Origin of the sequence: Halomarina salina (assembly GCF_023074835.1) — an archaeon.
GTDB lineage: Archaea > Halobacteriota > Halobacteria > Halobacteriales > Haloarculaceae > Halomarina > Halomarina salina.
This window is the reverse complement of the sequence record NZ_JALLGW010000001.1, coordinates 2,426,520-2,441,683: the sequence shown is the minus strand read 5'-3', so window position 1 is coordinate 2,441,683 and position 15,164 is coordinate 2,426,520. Positions and strand designations below refer to the sequence as shown.

Here is a 15,164-nt window from a genome sequence, read left to right as displayed (position 1 = left end):
CCGAAGTACGTTCATCACGGAAACCCCCGAAAACTGATACCTGTGCGGACGGTACGCCCGCTCATGGGTTCCCCTCCGCCCGCCCCCACCAAGTCGCCGGACAACGAGAACCTCAGCGAGGCGCGGCGGCCGCCGACGGCGGAGACGCCGGACGCGACGCCGCCGGGCATCACGCTCGCCTGTCTCGTCCGACTCGGGGTCGTCGCGTTCGCGCTCCTCGCTGGCTACGACCTGCTGGTGGCGTCGAACGTCCTCCTCGGTGGCCTCGTCGTCGGCCTCGCGCTGGTCGAACTCCCCGTCGTGTGGGGACTCTGGTCGCTCCGCGACTGGGCGTGGCGGGCCGCACTCGGTCTGTACGCACTGGATGCGGGCGTCGCGCTCGTCCAGTCGCAGTACCTCGTCGTCGGACTCACGGTGGTCGTCGCGGGCTACATCTACGCGAAGGCCGAGCACTACGACTGACGGGACGGCGTGAGACGGGACGGTCTCGCGACCGTCAGCGACGACGCACCGCAACACGTTTGCCCGACAACCCACTCCGTCGCGGTCCCGAGTTCCCATGACCGAGTCGAACCCCTTCATCGGCACCGAGCAGTACTACGCCGAGCACCGCCCCGACTACGGCGAGGCGACCGTCGACTACCTCCGGGAGCGGTTCGCGCTCGACTCGGACGCGCGCGTCCTCGACCTGGGGTGTGGCGCGGGGCAACTCGCGGTTCCACTTGCTCGCCACGCCTACGATGTGGTGGCGATGGACCCGAACGAGGAGATGCTGCGTCACGCCCGCGAGCGGGCCGCCGAAGCCGGCGTCGAGAACGTCGAGTGGGTCGTCGGCTCCGACGCCGACCTGCGCGTCGAGCAGGGACCGTTCCGCCTGACGACGATGGGGCGGTCGTTCCACTGGATGGACCAGGAGCGCACGCTCGACCGGCTCTATCGGGCGACGGAGGCCGATGGCGGCGTCGCCCTCCTCACCGACCGCGAGTGGCTGACGAAGGGCCGCGAGGCGTGGCAGGCGACCGTCTACGACGTCGTGACCGACTACCTCGACGACGTCCCCGAGCGCGTCGACCCCGAGGCGGTGACCTACGACGACCCGTGGGACGAGACACTCGCCGCGTTTGGGTTCGAGTCCGTCGAGACGGTCACGTTCGACGTGGAGCGGGAGTGGACGGCCGACGACGTCGTCGGCTACGTCCTCTCGCTCTCGTTCTGCTCGCCCGAGCGGTTCGGCGACGAGCGGGCGGCGTTCGAGCGCGACCTTCGGGCGCGGCTACGCGAGTCCGGGGAGGAGCCGTTCGAGCAGGTCGCCGCGGTGGAGGTCATCTCGGGGCTGAGAGCGCCGGAGAGCGACTGAGAGTCGGCGGCGAGGACGGTACGACGGCCCGATGGGACGACGATTCAGGCACAACGGTATTCCGGGTGGCGCGAGTCGGTTGCTCTCGTAACATGGCCGCCGAAGACATCGACGACCTGTTCGAGCACGAACTTGAAGACATCTACTTCGCAGAGCACGAACTCACCGAGGCCTACGACCGGATGGCCGAGACGTCGTCGGACGAGGAGGTGGCGGCGTTCTTCGAGTCACACGTCGAGGAGACCGGCGACCACATCGAGCGTCTCGTCGAGGTGTTCGAACTGACGGGCGAGGCCCCCCAGACCGAGGAGTGCGAGGGCATCGAGGGCCTCCTGGCGGAGTGGGAGGAGTTCGCCGAGGAGAACGACGCCGGGTCCGTCCACGACTACTACAACCTCGTGACGGCCATCAAGACCGAGCGCTACGAGCAGACGGCCTACGAGAGCCTCGTCGCCCTCGCTCACGAGCGCGGCGACAGCGAGGCCGAGGACCTCCTCCGGGAGAACCTCGACGAGGACGAGGAGACCCTCGACGAACTCGCGGAGATGGCCGAGAACTACGACTACGGGAGCCTGTAACCGAGGCCCTCGTCGGTCGAGGGAGGGAAGAGCGGACGACCGATGCGGTGATTTTTCGCGGACTCAGCCCCAGACGAGCGCGAGGTACGAACCGCCCAGCAGGACGGCGTTGTACAGGGCGTGGATGGCGATGGGAACCGTCAGGTTGCCCGTCCGCTCGTAGGCGTAGCCGAACACGACCGAGACGAGCACCAGCAGGCCGAGGTACGCGGCGATGACGGCGGCCGTCCCGGCGTAGTTGAACACGTGGATGGAGGCGAACAGCGCGCCCGCGACGGCGAGCGTCGCGCCGATGCCGAACGCCTGCCTGACGCGACCCTGGACGACGCCGCGGAACAGGTACTCCTCGGCCGGTGCTATCCAGACCACCGAGAGCGCCGCGAACACGAGCAGGGCGACCGGGTCGACGGCACCGATGTCACCGAGGACGGACGTCGCCCCCTGGTCGACGGGGACGACGAGCGAGATGACGAGACTGCCGAGTATCGCGAGGACGATGGCGGCGACGACGCCGACGCCGGCGACGAGAGCGTCGGCACGGGTCGGGAGACGGACCGGGACGGCCAGCCCGTATCGCCGGACGTAGCCGTAGCCGACGAGCAGCATCGACCCCTGCGTGGCGAACGCCGAGAGGACGAGCACCTCGGGTCGTGCGAGCGTCTCGACGGCCGTGATGTCGTAGCCCGCGAGGGCGAACCCGACGAGCACGGGGATGGAAGCGACGATACCGACGACGAGGGCGACGACGGTGATGGCGGCGGCGACGGCGACGGCGCGGACGCGGCCACGGGTGGTGTGTACACCCGTCGCTCCGTCCTGGGAGATAGTGGTGACGGACATGATGGAACCTCGATCGGATAGTCGACTGCCGAGGGGATAAACCACGCTCTCGATTCTCACTCGGAGAGAACGTGAGACGCTCGATGGTCCCGATCTCGTCGGTCGCCGGCCGCCGATAGCGTTCGGTCGCCAGTTGGATTCGGTCGCCGATTGCGTTCAGTCGTCGTCGGCGCAACTGGGCTCTTCTCCCCCCGGAGCGAGGTCCACGACTTCCTCGTCGTCGTTCGAGACGAGGTCGGCCGGGACCGGGTCGCCGACCGTGTACATCCCGATGAACGCGAGCGACGCGACGACGATGGTGCCCGAGGCGACGGCGAACGCCGTGAACACGTCGGTCAGGTCCCAGATGACGCCGACGAGGAACGGGCCGCTGACCTGGCCGACCTTCCAGGCGACCGAGCGCAGCGACATGCTCGCCGCGACGGCGTCGAACTGCTCGCCCTCCTCGACGAACAGCGCCATGCTCGCGGGGAGGCGGATGGAGTCGGCGACGCCACAGATGCCGTAGGCCGCGAACAGCACGATGACGCCCGGTGCGAAGGTGTAGCCAGCGAGCGATACCGACGAGATGAACCGGTGTGCGATACCCGCGAACGGGATGAGGAGCGTGCCGAGAGCGAAGCAGAGCGCCCCGGCGAAGACGAACAGGTGCTTCGACCCCACGCGGTCGGTCAGACCCCCGACGTACCCCTGGGTCAGCGCCTTCGTCAGCTTCCCGCCCGCGAGGATGCCGCCGATGTACAGCGTCGGGACGTCGAGCACCGTCTTCGCGTAGATGGGCAGGAAGAGGATGACGCACATCTTCCCGAAACTCATCCCGAAGCGGAAGGTGACGAGCGCGCGAATCGGCGTCCGCGAGAGCAACTGTTCGAGCGTCTCGCGTCCCGTCGCCTCCTCGGGGTCGGCCCTCCCGCCGGGGTTGTCCCGGAGCCAGGCGTACACGAGGACGGTGGCGACCGTCGTCACCCCCGCGAGGACGGCGTAGGTGACGCCGAAGTCGTACGCCGAGAGGAGGTACGCGCCGACGAGGTCGCCCGCGAGCGAGGAGAACGCGCCGACCTGGTTGTACGTCCCGAGCCACTGGCCGCGCTCGCCGTCGGGCGATATCTCGCCGACGACGGTCGACCCGGTTATCCAGAGCAGCGACGCGCCGAGGCCCTGCACGACCCGGATGAGGACGATGTCGACGACGGAGTCGACCATCCAGAACCCGACGAAGACGGCGACGTTGAGGACGAGCCCGGCCAGCAGGAACCGCTTCGCATTGCCCGTGTCTATCTTCCGGCCGAGCGGGAGGACGATGACGAACTGCGCGAGGGCGAAGGCGGTGGCGAACAGGCCCTCGACGGTGCTCGTGGTGCCGAGCATGTCCGCGTACAGCGCCAGCGCTATCGCGATGGTCGAGTACGCCTGCGCACGAGCGAAGGCCGTCCCCGAGAGTGCGAGGAACTCGCGGTCCCGGAGGACGCCGAACGAGCCACCAGCCACAGTGTCTCGACCGACGATGCGGAGACGGTTAAACCCCCGAAAACCGGACGATGAAGGGTGGAAAGACCGTGATAGAGAACGAGCGACACGCGGTCGTCCCGGAGCGGTCGGGCCGCGTCTACAGCTCGATGCGCTCGACCAGCTGGCCGCCGTCGCCGTGGCTGTTGATGGCGACGATGCGGATGTCGTCCTCGATGAGCGAGCCGTCCAGCTTCGACTTCAGCAGTTCGTCGACCTGGTAGACGCCCGCCGCGTCGGTCATCTCGATCTCGACGAGGACGCTCCGGTCGTCGCCCTCCCGCAGCGTCACCTTCCGGATGGCCTGACTGGAGAGAGTGTTGATACCTCGTCCGCCGCGCTCGTAGGGCATCCGCGAACGCCCGCGTTCCATGTCCAGCCCGTCCGCGACGCGCAGGACGCCGGCTTCGAGGGTCAGGGGCGTCTCCTCGGTGTGGTGACAGAGGATGGCGTGGAGCACCTCGCCCTTCACTCGGACGGCCTCGGCCACGTCGTAGCCGAACTCCGGGAGGATGCGGTCGAGCACGTCCGACGCCAGCGGAATCGAGTAGTAGCTGTGGTCGTCGCGGTGGACGACGTGTCCGATGTCGTGCAACTGCGCCGCCAGCGCGACGATGACCGCCTCGTCGGCCTCGTCGAGGCCCTGCTGGCGCGCGCCGTTGAACTCGACGTCGCCAGCCTTCAGCAGGTCGTAGAGGCAGAGCGCTCGGTTCCGGACGATGCTGATGTGCTTGCGCCCGTGGTCGTTGTACCCCTTCCGGTCGACGGGGTTGACGTTCTGGGCCTCGAGGTACGTCTGAATCTCCTCGTCCTCGTCGATGAACTCGAGCACGTCGTTCAGCTGCTGGTCCGGGAACGCGTGGTCCGCGTCGGGGTCGTACGTCCGACCGCCGTTCCCACGGTCGTCTTCTGATTGCATGGGTTGACGGTGCGAGTGGGAATAGGAAAACGCCTTCGAAAATATATATCTACGCGTCGGTCGCCGCCGCCTCGACCTCCTCGTAGTCCGGTTCGACGCCGGGGTCGTCGCTGACCCAGGCGTAGGTTATCGTGCGGTCCTCGTCGACGACGAAGACGGCTCGCTTCGCCACGTCCCGGACGCCCAGTTCCGCGAAGTCCATCGCCACGTCGTACTCGTGGACGAGTTCGTGGTTGGCGTCGCTGAGGAGCGGGAAGTTGAGGTCGAGTTCGTCGTGGAACGCGTTGAGCGCGAACGGCGAGTCCACGCTGACGCCGTAGAGGCGGACGCCGGCATCCTCGAACGTCGAGAGGCGCTCGCGGAACGTCGTCAGTTCGTGTGAACAGACGCTGGTGAACGCGCCCGGGAAGAACGCGAGGACGACCGGTCCGTCCTCGACGGCCTCCGAGAGCGTGAACGAGTCGACATCCTCGCCGGTCGCGAGCGGTGCGGTGAACTCCGGTGCGGTGTCTCCGACCTGCATCGACCGAACCGACGGGCGTCGGACCCTTATACCCGTGGCTGGGAACGAGCAAAAGGCCTATAGTCGGGAGTTGGTAACAACCGATAGATATGGCAACCCTGGTACCGCTGTTCCCGGGTATCCCCGGGGGCATCGAGGTGTTCGTCGTCCTGCTCATCGTCGTCCTGCTGTTCGGGGCGAACAAGCTCCCGAAACTCGCTCGCTCCTCGGGGCAGGCGATGGGTGAGTTCAAGAAGGGCCGCGAGGAGGTCGAGCAGGAACTCGCCGAGATGCAGGGGGAGGGCAACGCGCAGAACACGGAGACGACCCAGACCGAGACGGGGACGACCACGACGACGAGCGCCGAGACGACGACGTCGGCGGCCACCGAGGAGACCGTCGAGACCGAGAAGCAGAACTGATTTTCACTCCGCCCTGCTCCGGGGACGTAGGGCGTGTGGCCTAGCGGATAGGGCGAGAGGTTCCTAACCTCTAGATCGCGGGTTCGAATCCCGCCACGCCCGCTGTTCCGTCCGAGCGCCAGCGAGGACGAACAGCGAACCGTGCGGGATTCGAAGCAGGGAGTGTGAGGTGAGCGAGCGCTAGCGAGCGAACGGGAACGACCGTGGTTCGAATCCCGCCACGCCACGCCCTCGCGATAGTGACTGTGGCGATGGGCAGTGAGTACGGCTGGGGACGCTCTTCACTCCCACTCGCCGACGCGCATCTCGATGCGCTCTGCGGGCGTCATCGTCACGGCCGAGTCCCGACCGATGTCGTCGTAGTGGTGGTAGTCCGGCGATTCGAGTTCCAGCTTCACGTCGCGGACGGCCATCCCGAGGATGATGCGGGCCTCCAGCAGCGAGAACTCCCGGCCGATGCACATGCGTGCACCGCCGCCGAACGGGAAGTAGCCGTACCGCGGGCAGTCGGGGCCGTCCCCGTCGAACCGGTCCGGGCGGTAGTCCAGCGGGTCGTCCCAGATGGACGGGTCGCGGTGGACGAGGAACTGGCTCATGATGAGCTCCGTCCCCGGGTCGACCTGGTACGGGCCGAGTCGGTCGGAGTCGATGGCCTGGCGGCTGAACGCCGGGACGGGCGGGTAGATGCGCATGCCCTCCTGCACGCACTGCTTCACGAACGGCCCCTCCTCGAACCGCGTCGGGTCGGGGGAGTCGCCGTCGAGCCACGGTGCGTCGAGTGCGGCGTCGTGCAGACGCCGGTGCTGTTCGGGGTGGTGAGCGAGGAGATACCAGGTCCACGCGAGCGCCGTCGCGGTCGTCTCGTGGCCCGCCAGCAGGAACGTGACGATCTCGTCGCGAATCTGCTCGTCGGCCATCCGTTCGTCGTCGTCGGTCCGGGCCTGCAGCAGCATCGTCAGCAGGTCGTCGAACTCGTCTTCGCGGCCGCGGCGCTTCTCGATGAGGTCGTAGACGAACCCGTTCAGGTAGTCGAGCGCCTCCTCCATCTGTCGGTTGTGAGGCGTGGGGACCCACCGCGGGAGCGTCGGTCCCACCGAGCGGGTCTGTCGTTTGAACTCGTCGCGGAAGACGTGGAGGGCCTCCTGCATCCGGTCGGCCTCGTCGGCCATGTCCTCGGAGAACATCGCCTTCCCGATGATGAGCAGCGTGACGCGCTCGGTCTCGGAGAGGAGGTCGATGGGTTCGCCGCGGTCGGCGTACTCCTTCCAGCGGTCGAGCATCGCCCGCGTCTCCTCGGCGACGAGGTCCGCGAACGTGCGGATGGTCGCCGGCATGAACATCGGCCGAATGAGCTCCTGCTGGCGCTGCCAGGTCGCTGGCTCCGCGGTGAGCAGTCCCTGGCCGAACACCTCGCCGAGTTCCTCGTCGTAGACGTCGGCCTTCGCGTAGTTGCCCTGGTTGGCCTCCAGCACGTGCTGGACGTAGGTGGGGTTCGAGACGACGTACGCCTCGCCGTCGAAGTACACCTTCACCACGTCGCCGTAGTCCTCGCGGAGCATGGCGAGCGTCTCCGTCGTGTCGGCGCTGAGGAACTGACGCGCGAGCGACAGCCAGTTCCACCGCTCGGGACCGGGCGGGTCGCGGGGCAGCAGGTCGCTCTCGTCGATGAACGTCGATGACCGTGCCATCGCCGGGTCAGGCCATGTCGCGGGCGTTGTCTCGAACGGCCGCCATCATCGAGTCGAGGTCGCGGGCCTGCTGGATGGGGCCGACGATCTCGAACTCGTTCTGGATGAACGCGAGCGGACCGTTGAAGTCGGGGTCGCCGGTCATGCTGAGCATGACATCGAGCGACCCGATGAACGTCAGCGTCGGGTCGTCGAGCAGGCCCGGCCCGCCGTCGATGCGCCCGCTCTCCGCGTCGGTCTCCAGGTGCCAGCCGAGGTCGTACCCCTCGACCTCCCAGTTGACCGCGTAGTCGTCGGTGACCGCCTCCCGGACGTCCTCGGAGACCTCGGAGAGGCGAGCCATCCCGCCGTAGAGGACGGCCATCGCCCGTTCGAGTGCCGCCGGGTCCTCGTCGGCGAGGTCCTCGGGGTCCTCGACCGTCGCGATGCGCACGCTCAGCGCCTCGTAGGCGTCGGGGTGCTCGACGAGCAACTCGTCGATGGCGGCCGGGTCGTCCAGCCCCTCGGTGGCCGCACCGAGTTCCTCCTTGAACGTCTCGTCGTCCGCCTCGACGATGCGTTCCAGCCTCTCGAAGTCGACGTCTGTGGTTGCCTCGGACATGTGTGGGTCGGTGTCGCCGGGAAGCCCGGCAGCTATCCGTCGATTGTGTGGTACGGGACAATAGCGTTCTCCGGCGTATGTGTGGTCGTTTATACCACAGCGCGCAGTCGGGTCGTCGTGACGTCGCGTGCGTCGGTCACGGAACCGCCATCCGGACGAACGTCGCCTCCGCCTTCCGAAGGTGTTCGCCGACCGTCTCCGGGGAGATGTCCAGTTCGTCGGCGATGTCGTCGTACGTGCACTGGCGGGGGTTCTCGTAGTAGCCGCGGTCGACGGCCGTCAGAACGACCTCCCGCTGGCGGGCGGTCAGCTGGACGAACGGCCGGTTCCGACGGGGGACGTACTCGCCGGTCGTCTCCACGACCAGGTTCACCTCCTCGGGGTGCTCGCTGACCGTCTCTCGGACGGTGTCGAGCGTGCCGACCGCCGTGATGCGGAAGCCGCCCTGGCTGGTGTGCTCGATGGGGCCGTCGACGACGATGTCGTACTGCCGCTGGATGGCGAGCAGTTTCCGGAGCGCGTCGGTCGGCCGGGTCCGGGCGTGGGCGTACACCGCGCCGTTCGACCGAGAGACGGTGTAGTCGAGCATCGCCGGGTGCTCGTCGAACGTCGTCCGGAGGTGCTCGACCTCCCCTTCCAGTTCGTAGAGGCCGACGACGGTGTCGTCGTCGAGCAGTCTGAGGTGGTGGATGGCCTCCTGCGTGACCAGGTCGTCCTCGCGGAGGATGCGGGAGAGCGGGTGGAGGCTCCCCGAGACGGGAACGAGCTGGAACTGGACGTACCGCATACGTACTGTCCCCACGAGAGCCGCGCTACAAGTAGCTTCGGCGGGGGCGTCCACGCGACCGCCACGCCACCGACAGAGGGGACACTTCGCCGACCGAACTACTCGAACTGGCCCGTCACGTCGGCAGCGAGGTCCTCCAGACACGCCTCCGCGGTCGAGACGACGCCGGTCATGCTGGCGAACCCGTGAATCATGTCGTCGTAGTTGCGATGGACGACGTCGACCCCCGCCTCGTCGAGGCGCTCGGCGTACGCGATGCCCTCGTCTCGGAGCGGGTCGAACCCCGCCGTCACCACCGAGGCGGGCGGCAGGCCCGAGAGGTCCCGCACGAGGAGCGGTGCGAGGTACTCGTTGCGGGCGTGTATCTCGTCTTGCACGTAGCAGTCCGTGAACCACGCCATGTCGTCGGCTTCGAGGAAGTAGCCCTCGCTGTTCTCCTCGAAACTGGGCATGTCGTCGTGGTCGCCCGGTGCGACTGCGGGGTAGAGGAGCAGCTGCCGGTCGACGTCGGGGCCGTCCTCCCGGTCCCGTGCGAGCAGGGTGACGCCCGCGGTGAGGTTCCCGCCCGCGCTGTCGCCACCGACGACGAGTCGGTCCGGGTCGCCCCCGAGGTCGGCGGCGTACTCCTCGGCCCACTCGACGGCGGCGTAGGCGTCTTCGAGCGCCGCCGGGAACGGGTGTTCGGGCGCGAGGCGGTAGTCGACGCTGACGACGAGCGCCTCCGTCCGGTTGGCGAGGATGGAGCAGATCGGGTCGTGGCTGTCGAGGTCGCCGACGACGAACCCGCCGCCGTGGAGGTAGACGAGGACCGGAACGTCGTCCTCGTCGACCGGTTTGTACACCCGGAGCGGAATCGGCCCGTCCGGTCCAGCCATCTCGACGTCCTGCGTGAGCATGACCGACTCGCCCTCCAGCAGGTCGTTCATCTCGCTGAACTGGGCACGCGCATTCTCCGGCGTCAGCGCGGAGAGCGACGGCGTCTCCTGCTGGTCCATCACGTCGAGGATGGCCTGCACCTCCGGGTGGGGCGCGTCGGCCCGCACCGCCGAACTGTCCGCGTCGGTGTCCGAGTCGACTGTCATCGTGCCACAATGTCTCGACCACTACCAGAAAAGCTCCGGGTAGCGGCAGTTCGTCTCGGTGCCGACACCACGTCGAGAATCACTGTTACGAGGACGGAGAGCGCGTGTCAGTAGCTCGCGTAAATATCCCCCCACATACGTGGCAGAACCGCTTCCCCCGTCTCCACGACAGTGAGCACGTAGACAGATGGACCCACAGACGGACTCCGGGAGGGGCCGATGAGCGTCCTCGACCGGTTCAGACTCGACGGTGACGTCGCCCTCGTGACGGGCGCGGCGGGCGGTATCGGCGGCGCGTTCGCCGAGGCGATGGCCGAGGCGGGGGCCGACGTCGCGCTCGTCGACGTGGACGAAGCCGGCCTCTCGGAGACCACCGAGGACCTCCGGGCCGGGACGGACGCCGACGTGCTCCCGCTCCAGTGCGACGTGAGCGACGAGGCCTCGGTCGACGCGGCCGTCGAGGAGACGGTCGAGACGCTCGGCGGTCTCGACGTCGCGTTCGCGAACGCCGGGGTCGCCACCTCCGTCGGGAGCGTCGTCCACGCCGACATGGACGAGTGGCACGACCTGCTCTCGGTCAACCTGACGGGCGTCTTCCACACCGACAGGGCCGCCGCCGCGTCTATGCGCGAACGCGGCACCGGCGGCCGCATCGTCAACACCGCGTCCATCCTCGGACTCAACGGCGCCTCGATTCCGGGGCTGGCCGCCTACGCGGCGTCGAAGGGCGGCGTGGTCCAGGTGACGAAACAGCTCGCGGCAGAGCTCGGTCGCCACGACATCCGCGTCAACGCGCTCGCGCCCGGCTGGATACAGACCGGCATGACCGGCGGGATGCTGCCCGGCGCAGGAGAAGACGAGGCGGCCGACGCGGTCCGCGAGCAACTCACCGAGCGCATGGCCATCGAGCGACTGGGCGACCCGGAGGACCTGAAGGGAACTGCCCTCTACCTCGCCAGCGAGGCGTCGCCGTACACCACGGGCGAGGTCGTCCTCGTCGACGGCGGGATGAACGCGTTCCACTGACAGCGAGCCGACCGACACCGAACAGCACGACGACCAACAGACACCACACCCGACCCACAGCACATGAAATTCGGCATCTTCTACGAACACCAGCTCCCCCGTCCGTGGTCCGACGGGGACGAACAGCGCATCCTCGACGAGGCACTCGACCAGGTCGAACTCGCCGACCAGCTCGGCATCGACTACGCCTGGGAGGTCGAACACCACTTCCTCGAGGAGTACAGCCACTCGTCGTCGCCGGAGGTGTTCCTCGCGGCGGCCGCCGAGCGGACCGAGGACATCCGCCTCGGCCACGGCATCCGCCTCATGCCCCCCGACTACAACCACCCGGCACGGGTCGCCGAGGGTATCGCCACGCTCGACCTGATCTCAGACGGTCGCGTCGAGTTCGGGACGGGCGAGTCCTCCTCGTCCATCGAACTCGGCGGGTTCGGCATCGACCGCCGCGAGAAGGACGCCATGTGGCAGGAGACGACCGAGCAGGTGACGAACATGATGACGATGGAGCCGTATCCCGGCTACGACGGCGAGTTCTTCGAGATGCCGTCCCGGAACGTCGTCCCGAAACCCAAACAGGACCCACACCCGCCGCTGTGGGTCGCCTGTTCGTCGCGGTCGACCATCGAGGAGGCGGCGCGTCGGGGTATCGGCGCGCTCTGCTTCGACTTCGCGGCCGCCGAGAACGCCCGCGAGTGGGTCGACACCTACTACGAGACGTTCAGGGAGGAGTGCGAGCCGATCGGCCACGCCGTCAACCCCAACGTGGCGATGGTGACCGGCTTCTCCGTCCACGAGGACCGCCAGGAGGCCGTCGACCGCGGCGCGGAGGGGTTCGCCTTCTTCCAGTACGCGCTGGCGCACTACTACGGCGCGGCTCCACACCAGCCCGGACGGACGGACGTCTGGCAGGAGTTCCAGGACGTCGGCGGCGCGGAGGCCGTCCTCGACGGCGTGGACGTCGAAGCCGAGGACACGCCGGGTGCCATCGGCACGCCCGACGACGTGCGCCAACACCTCGAAGCGCTGGAGGAAGCGGGCGTCGACCAGGTCATCTTCGTCCAGCAGGGCGGCAACAACGAGCACGAGCACATCTGCGACTCCCTCGAACTGTTCGCCGAGGAGGTGATGCCAGCCTTCCACGAGCGAGACGAGGCACACGTCGCGGAGAAACGCGAGGAACTGGAACCGTACATCGAGGAGGCGTTCGAGCGCAAGGACGAGATGGACCCGATGGACGCCGACGAACCGCCGATGGTCGACCCGTGACGTGGCTCGGCGTGAACGGCGCTACCGTTCGTCCGTCGCGAGCGGCGGGAACAGGTCGTCGACCGCACTCTCGTCCACGGTCTCTCCCGACAGCGCGTACTCGGCGGGCGACTGCTCGCTGACGCCGACGACGCCACCCTCCGCGAGGTGGTCGAGGTGGGCCGACGCCTCGCCCGGCCCGTGGAGGATGTGTATCGAGGAGAGGTCGCCGAACAGGTGGGCGCTGACGGTCCACGCGTCCGCCGGGCCGTGTTCGTCGAGCACCGACAGGACCCGGTCGGTGCGCTCGCGGTGGTGGACGGCGATGTCGCGCGCCCGCCCCGCGGGGTCGACGATGGGGCCGCGGTGGCCGGGCCAGGCGCGAGCGTACCGGCCGTCGGCGATGCGCGTCAGCGTGTCGAGGTACTGCGCCAGCGGTCGCTCGACGCGAACGTCCGCGCCGCCGACGTTCGGCGTGTAGTAGGGCAACAGCGCGTCGCCGGAGAACAGTTCTCTCCCCTCGCCCGACAGCCCCCGGTAGTCGCTCTCGAAGGCGAACCCCGTGAGGCCCGCGCTGTGACCCGGCAGGGAGACCGTCTCGACGGTCACGTCGCCCGCGGTGAACTGCTCGCCGTCCCCGAACGTCGTCACGTCGACCGCCTGGCCGTCGATACCGAGCGCGCCGCTCATCGTGTCGAGCAGTTCGGACTGGGCGTCCTCGGGCATCCCCCAGCGGTCGAGGAGCGTCCGCTGGCGCTCCTCCATCGCCTCGACGGCGTCGGGGTCCTGCGCGACGAGTGCGGCGTCGGCCTCGTGGGCGCGCACGACCGCGTCGCTCTCCTCCTGCACCGCGCCCGCCAGACCGGCGTGGTCGGCGTGGAAGTGGGTGACGAGTATCTGCTCGACGTCGGCGAACTCGTAGCCCGCCTCGCCGAGGCCGTCGCGAAGGTCCGACTCGGTGTCGGGCGTGGCGATGCCGGTGTCGACGAGCGTCGTCACCTCACCCTCCAGCAGGTAGGCGTTGTTCAGCCCCTCGAACGCACGGTTGCCGAGACTGATGGCCTTCATCGCGTCGCCTCCGTGCTCGCGGGAGACGACGGCCCGGTTCCGCCGGCGACTGCGGGGGCCGCACCGACCGTCTCGCCGCCCGAGAGCCGTCGGTCGCCCTCGACGCGTTCGCCGTCGACCAGCACCGAGACGTGCGGGCGAAGTCGTCCGTCGCCGTCGAACAGGAGCGACCGGAGCGACGGGAACTCCTCACCGAGGGTCCGGAGCGACTCGGCGACGGTCGTTCCGGACTCGACGTCTCTGGTCAGCGTCCGTTCCCCGACTGCGTCTCGTAGCGTCGCGTAGAACTCGAAGTCGACCTCTGCCTCCATGACTGCACTCCCGCCGCGAGTCGTATAAACCCCGTCACAACCGGCACACGGTACAGTATCGCGCCCTCGCCCGGCGGTCAGGAACTCGTTGCAGGCGTGTGCGCCACAATCGCCTTACCGTATCCCGCCGACGGGTGGGCCATGGGACGAACCACGACGCCCGAGGAACGGTTCGAGGGACTACCGGAGTTCGACTACGAGCGCCACAGCGTCTCGGTGGGTGATTCTCTGGAGATGGCGTACGTCGACGAGGGCGACAGCGCGGGGTCGAACGACCTCGCTGGCGACCGGACGGGGTCCGGCGACGCGGACAGCGAGGAGACGTTCCTCCTGCTCCACGGCGAACCGACGTGGGGCTACCTCTACCGGAAGATGATCCCGGCGCTCGCCGAGCGTGGCCGCGTCGTCGTCCCCGACTTCATCGGGTTCGGTCGCTCGGAGAAGCTGACCGAACGCGAGGACTACAGCTTCCGGTTGCACTACGACACGCTCGCGGAGTTCGTCGAGGAACTCGACCTGCAGGACGTCACCCTCGTCTGTCAGGACTGGGGCGGTATCGTCGGGTTGACCTACGCGGCGTTCGAACCCGACCGGTTCGCCCGCCTCGTGGCGATGAACACGTTCGTGCCGACCGACGACACCGAGATGGCCGAGGAGTGGCACCAGTTCCGGGACTTCGTCGAGCGCGTCGACGAACTGCCCGTGGGGATGCTCATCCAGAACGCCACGGCGACCGAACTCTCCGACGAGGAACTCGCCGCGTACGAGGCACCGTTCCCCGACGAGGCGTCGAAAGCGGGAGCCTACGCGTGGCCCGACATGGTCCCGCGGAAGGACGGCGGCGACGGTGCAGAACTGACGACCGAAGCGCACGAACTGCTGCAGGAGTGGGAGAAACCCGCGTTCGTCCTCTTCGCAGACTCCGACCCCATCACCGGGGGCGCTCGCGACCCCTTGCGGGAACTCATTCCGACGGCGAGCGAGCAACCCGACATCTGGGTCGAGGACGCTGCACACTTCCTGCAGGAGGACGCGGGCGAGGAGATAGCGGAGGAGATTCTCGCGTTCGTCGACCGGACCTGAGCGCCCGGCGACAGGGCGACCCCCAGCGACGGGCACGTGCGGAACCGACTACCCTTCGGTGTCGGTCTCGTGACGGAGCGACCGCTCCAGGAGTCGAGAGCACGGTGTGCGGATGAGCACCAGATCCGCCCACAACGGACCGCAGCGCG

Annotated in this window: 17 protein-coding genes and 1 tRNA gene; 8 read left to right on the top strand and 10 right to left on the bottom strand. The window is 68.2% G+C overall.

Annotated elements, in window-relative coordinates:
• Positions 1-63 precede the first annotated feature (63 nt).
• The 3 genes from MX571_RS12500 (at position 64) to MX571_RS12490 (ending at position 1,935) form a co-directional block, all read left to right on the top strand.
• Positions 64-462, top strand: a complete 399-nt coding sequence (locus MX571_RS12500) for a hypothetical protein (protein ID WP_247417169.1) — start codon at positions 64-66, stop codon at positions 460-462.
• A gap of 97 nt (positions 463-559) precedes the next feature.
• Positions 560-1,357: a class I SAM-dependent methyltransferase gene (locus MX571_RS12495; RefSeq protein ID WP_247417166.1), complete on the top strand. Its 798-nt coding sequence runs from the start codon at positions 560-562 to the stop codon at positions 1,355-1,357.
• Positions 1,358-1,449: 92 nt separating this feature from the next.
• Positions 1,450-1,935: a YciE/YciF ferroxidase family protein gene (locus MX571_RS12490; RefSeq protein ID WP_247417164.1), complete on the top strand. Its 486-nt coding sequence runs from the start codon at positions 1,450-1,452 to the stop codon at positions 1,933-1,935.
• A 63-nt stretch (positions 1,936-1,998) separates the two neighbouring features.
• Here MX571_RS12490 and MX571_RS12485 read toward each other — a convergent pair whose 3' ends face one another.
• From MX571_RS12485 to MX571_RS12470, 4 genes are all read right to left on the bottom strand, one after another.
• Positions 1,999-2,775 (bottom strand): CPBP family intramembrane glutamic endopeptidase, encoded by a 777-nt coding sequence (locus MX571_RS12485; protein WP_247417161.1) that lies wholly within the window; start codon positions 2,773-2,775, stop codon positions 1,999-2,001.
• A gap of 156 nt (positions 2,776-2,931) precedes the next feature.
• Complete coding sequence (locus MX571_RS12480; protein WP_247417159.1) at positions 2,932-4,263, bottom strand: MFS transporter; 1,332 nt, start codon at positions 4,261-4,263, stop codon at positions 2,932-2,934.
• A 118-nt stretch (positions 4,264-4,381) separates the two neighbouring features.
• The gene (locus MX571_RS12475; protein WP_247417158.1) at positions 4,382-5,200 is read right to left on the bottom strand and encodes an HD domain-containing protein; all 819 of its coding nucleotides are present in this window, start codon (positions 5,198-5,200) and stop codon (positions 4,382-4,384) included.
• A 49-nt stretch (positions 5,201-5,249) separates the two neighbouring features.
• Positions 5,250-5,723: a redoxin domain-containing protein gene (locus MX571_RS12470; RefSeq protein WP_247417156.1), complete on the bottom strand. Its 474-nt coding sequence runs from the start codon at positions 5,721-5,723 to the stop codon at positions 5,250-5,252.
• Between the two features lie 89 nt (positions 5,724-5,812).
• On the opposite strand from MX571_RS12470, the gene tatA reads away from it, so the two are divergent.
• Together tatA and MX571_RS12460 are read left to right on the top strand one after the other, a co-directional pair.
• Positions 5,813-6,124 carry a twin-arginine translocase TatA/TatE family subunit gene (gene tatA / locus MX571_RS12465; RefSeq protein WP_247417154.1) on the top strand — a complete coding sequence of 104 codons (312 nt, stop codon included), beginning with the start codon at positions 5,813-5,815 and terminating at the stop codon, positions 6,122-6,124.
• A 29-nt stretch (positions 6,125-6,153) separates the two neighbouring features.
• A tRNA-Arg gene (locus MX571_RS12460) sits at positions 6,154-6,226 on the top strand.
• A gap of 179 nt (positions 6,227-6,405) precedes the next feature.
• Here MX571_RS12460 and MX571_RS12455 read toward each other — a convergent pair.
• From MX571_RS12455 to lipP1, 4 genes are all read right to left on the bottom strand, one after another.
• Positions 6,406-7,812 carry a cytochrome P450 gene (locus MX571_RS12455; protein ID WP_247417153.1) on the bottom strand — a complete coding sequence of 469 codons (1,407 nt, stop codon included), beginning with the start codon at positions 7,810-7,812 and terminating at the stop codon, positions 6,406-6,408.
• A 7-nt stretch (positions 7,813-7,819) separates the two neighbouring features.
• A complete protein-coding gene (locus MX571_RS12450) occupies positions 7,820-8,413 on the bottom strand; it encodes a hypothetical protein (RefSeq protein ID WP_247417151.1) in 594 nt (197 codons plus the stop codon).
• A gap of 136 nt (positions 8,414-8,549) precedes the next feature.
• Positions 8,550-9,200 (bottom strand): helix-turn-helix domain-containing protein, encoded by a 651-nt coding sequence (locus MX571_RS12445; RefSeq protein ID WP_247417148.1) that lies wholly within the window; start codon positions 9,198-9,200, stop codon positions 8,550-8,552.
• Positions 9,201-9,298: 98 nt separating this feature from the next.
• Positions 9,299-10,282: a LipP1 family hormone-sensitive lipase gene (lipP1, locus tag MX571_RS12440; RefSeq protein ID WP_247417145.1), complete on the bottom strand. Its 984-nt coding sequence runs from the start codon at positions 10,280-10,282 to the stop codon at positions 9,299-9,301.
• A 219-nt stretch (positions 10,283-10,501) separates the two neighbouring features.
• On the opposite strand from lipP1, the gene MX571_RS12435 reads away from it, so the two are divergent.
• Both MX571_RS12435 and MX571_RS12430 read left to right on the top strand, forming a co-directional pair.
• Positions 10,502-11,308, top strand: coding sequence for an SDR family NAD(P)-dependent oxidoreductase (locus MX571_RS12435; protein WP_247417141.1), 807 nt, complete (start codon positions 10,502-10,504; stop codon positions 11,306-11,308).
• A 63-nt stretch (positions 11,309-11,371) separates the two neighbouring features.
• A complete protein-coding gene (locus MX571_RS12430) occupies positions 11,372-12,574 on the top strand; it encodes an LLM class flavin-dependent oxidoreductase (protein WP_247417140.1) in 1,203 nt (400 codons plus the stop codon).
• Between the two features lie 21 nt (positions 12,575-12,595).
• Here the strand turns inward: MX571_RS12430 and MX571_RS12425 are convergent, their stop codons facing one another.
• Complete coding sequence (locus MX571_RS12425) at positions 12,596-13,621, bottom strand: MBL fold metallo-hydrolase (RefSeq protein ID WP_247417137.1); 1,026 nt, start codon at positions 13,619-13,621, stop codon at positions 12,596-12,598.
• Entirely contained in the window at positions 13,618-13,932 is a 315-nt protein-coding gene (locus MX571_RS12420; protein ID WP_247417135.1) for a ubiquitin-like small modifier protein 1, read from the bottom strand. The genes MX571_RS12425 and MX571_RS12420 overlap by 4 nt, the downstream gene beginning before the upstream one ends.
• 141 nt (positions 13,933-14,073) lie before the next feature.
• Here MX571_RS12420 and MX571_RS12415 point away from each other — a divergent pair, with 141 nt between their 5' ends.
• Entirely contained in the window at positions 14,074-15,015 is a 942-nt protein-coding gene (locus MX571_RS12415; protein ID WP_247417134.1) for a haloalkane dehalogenase, read from the top strand.
• Positions 15,016-15,164: the final 149 nt, after the last annotated feature.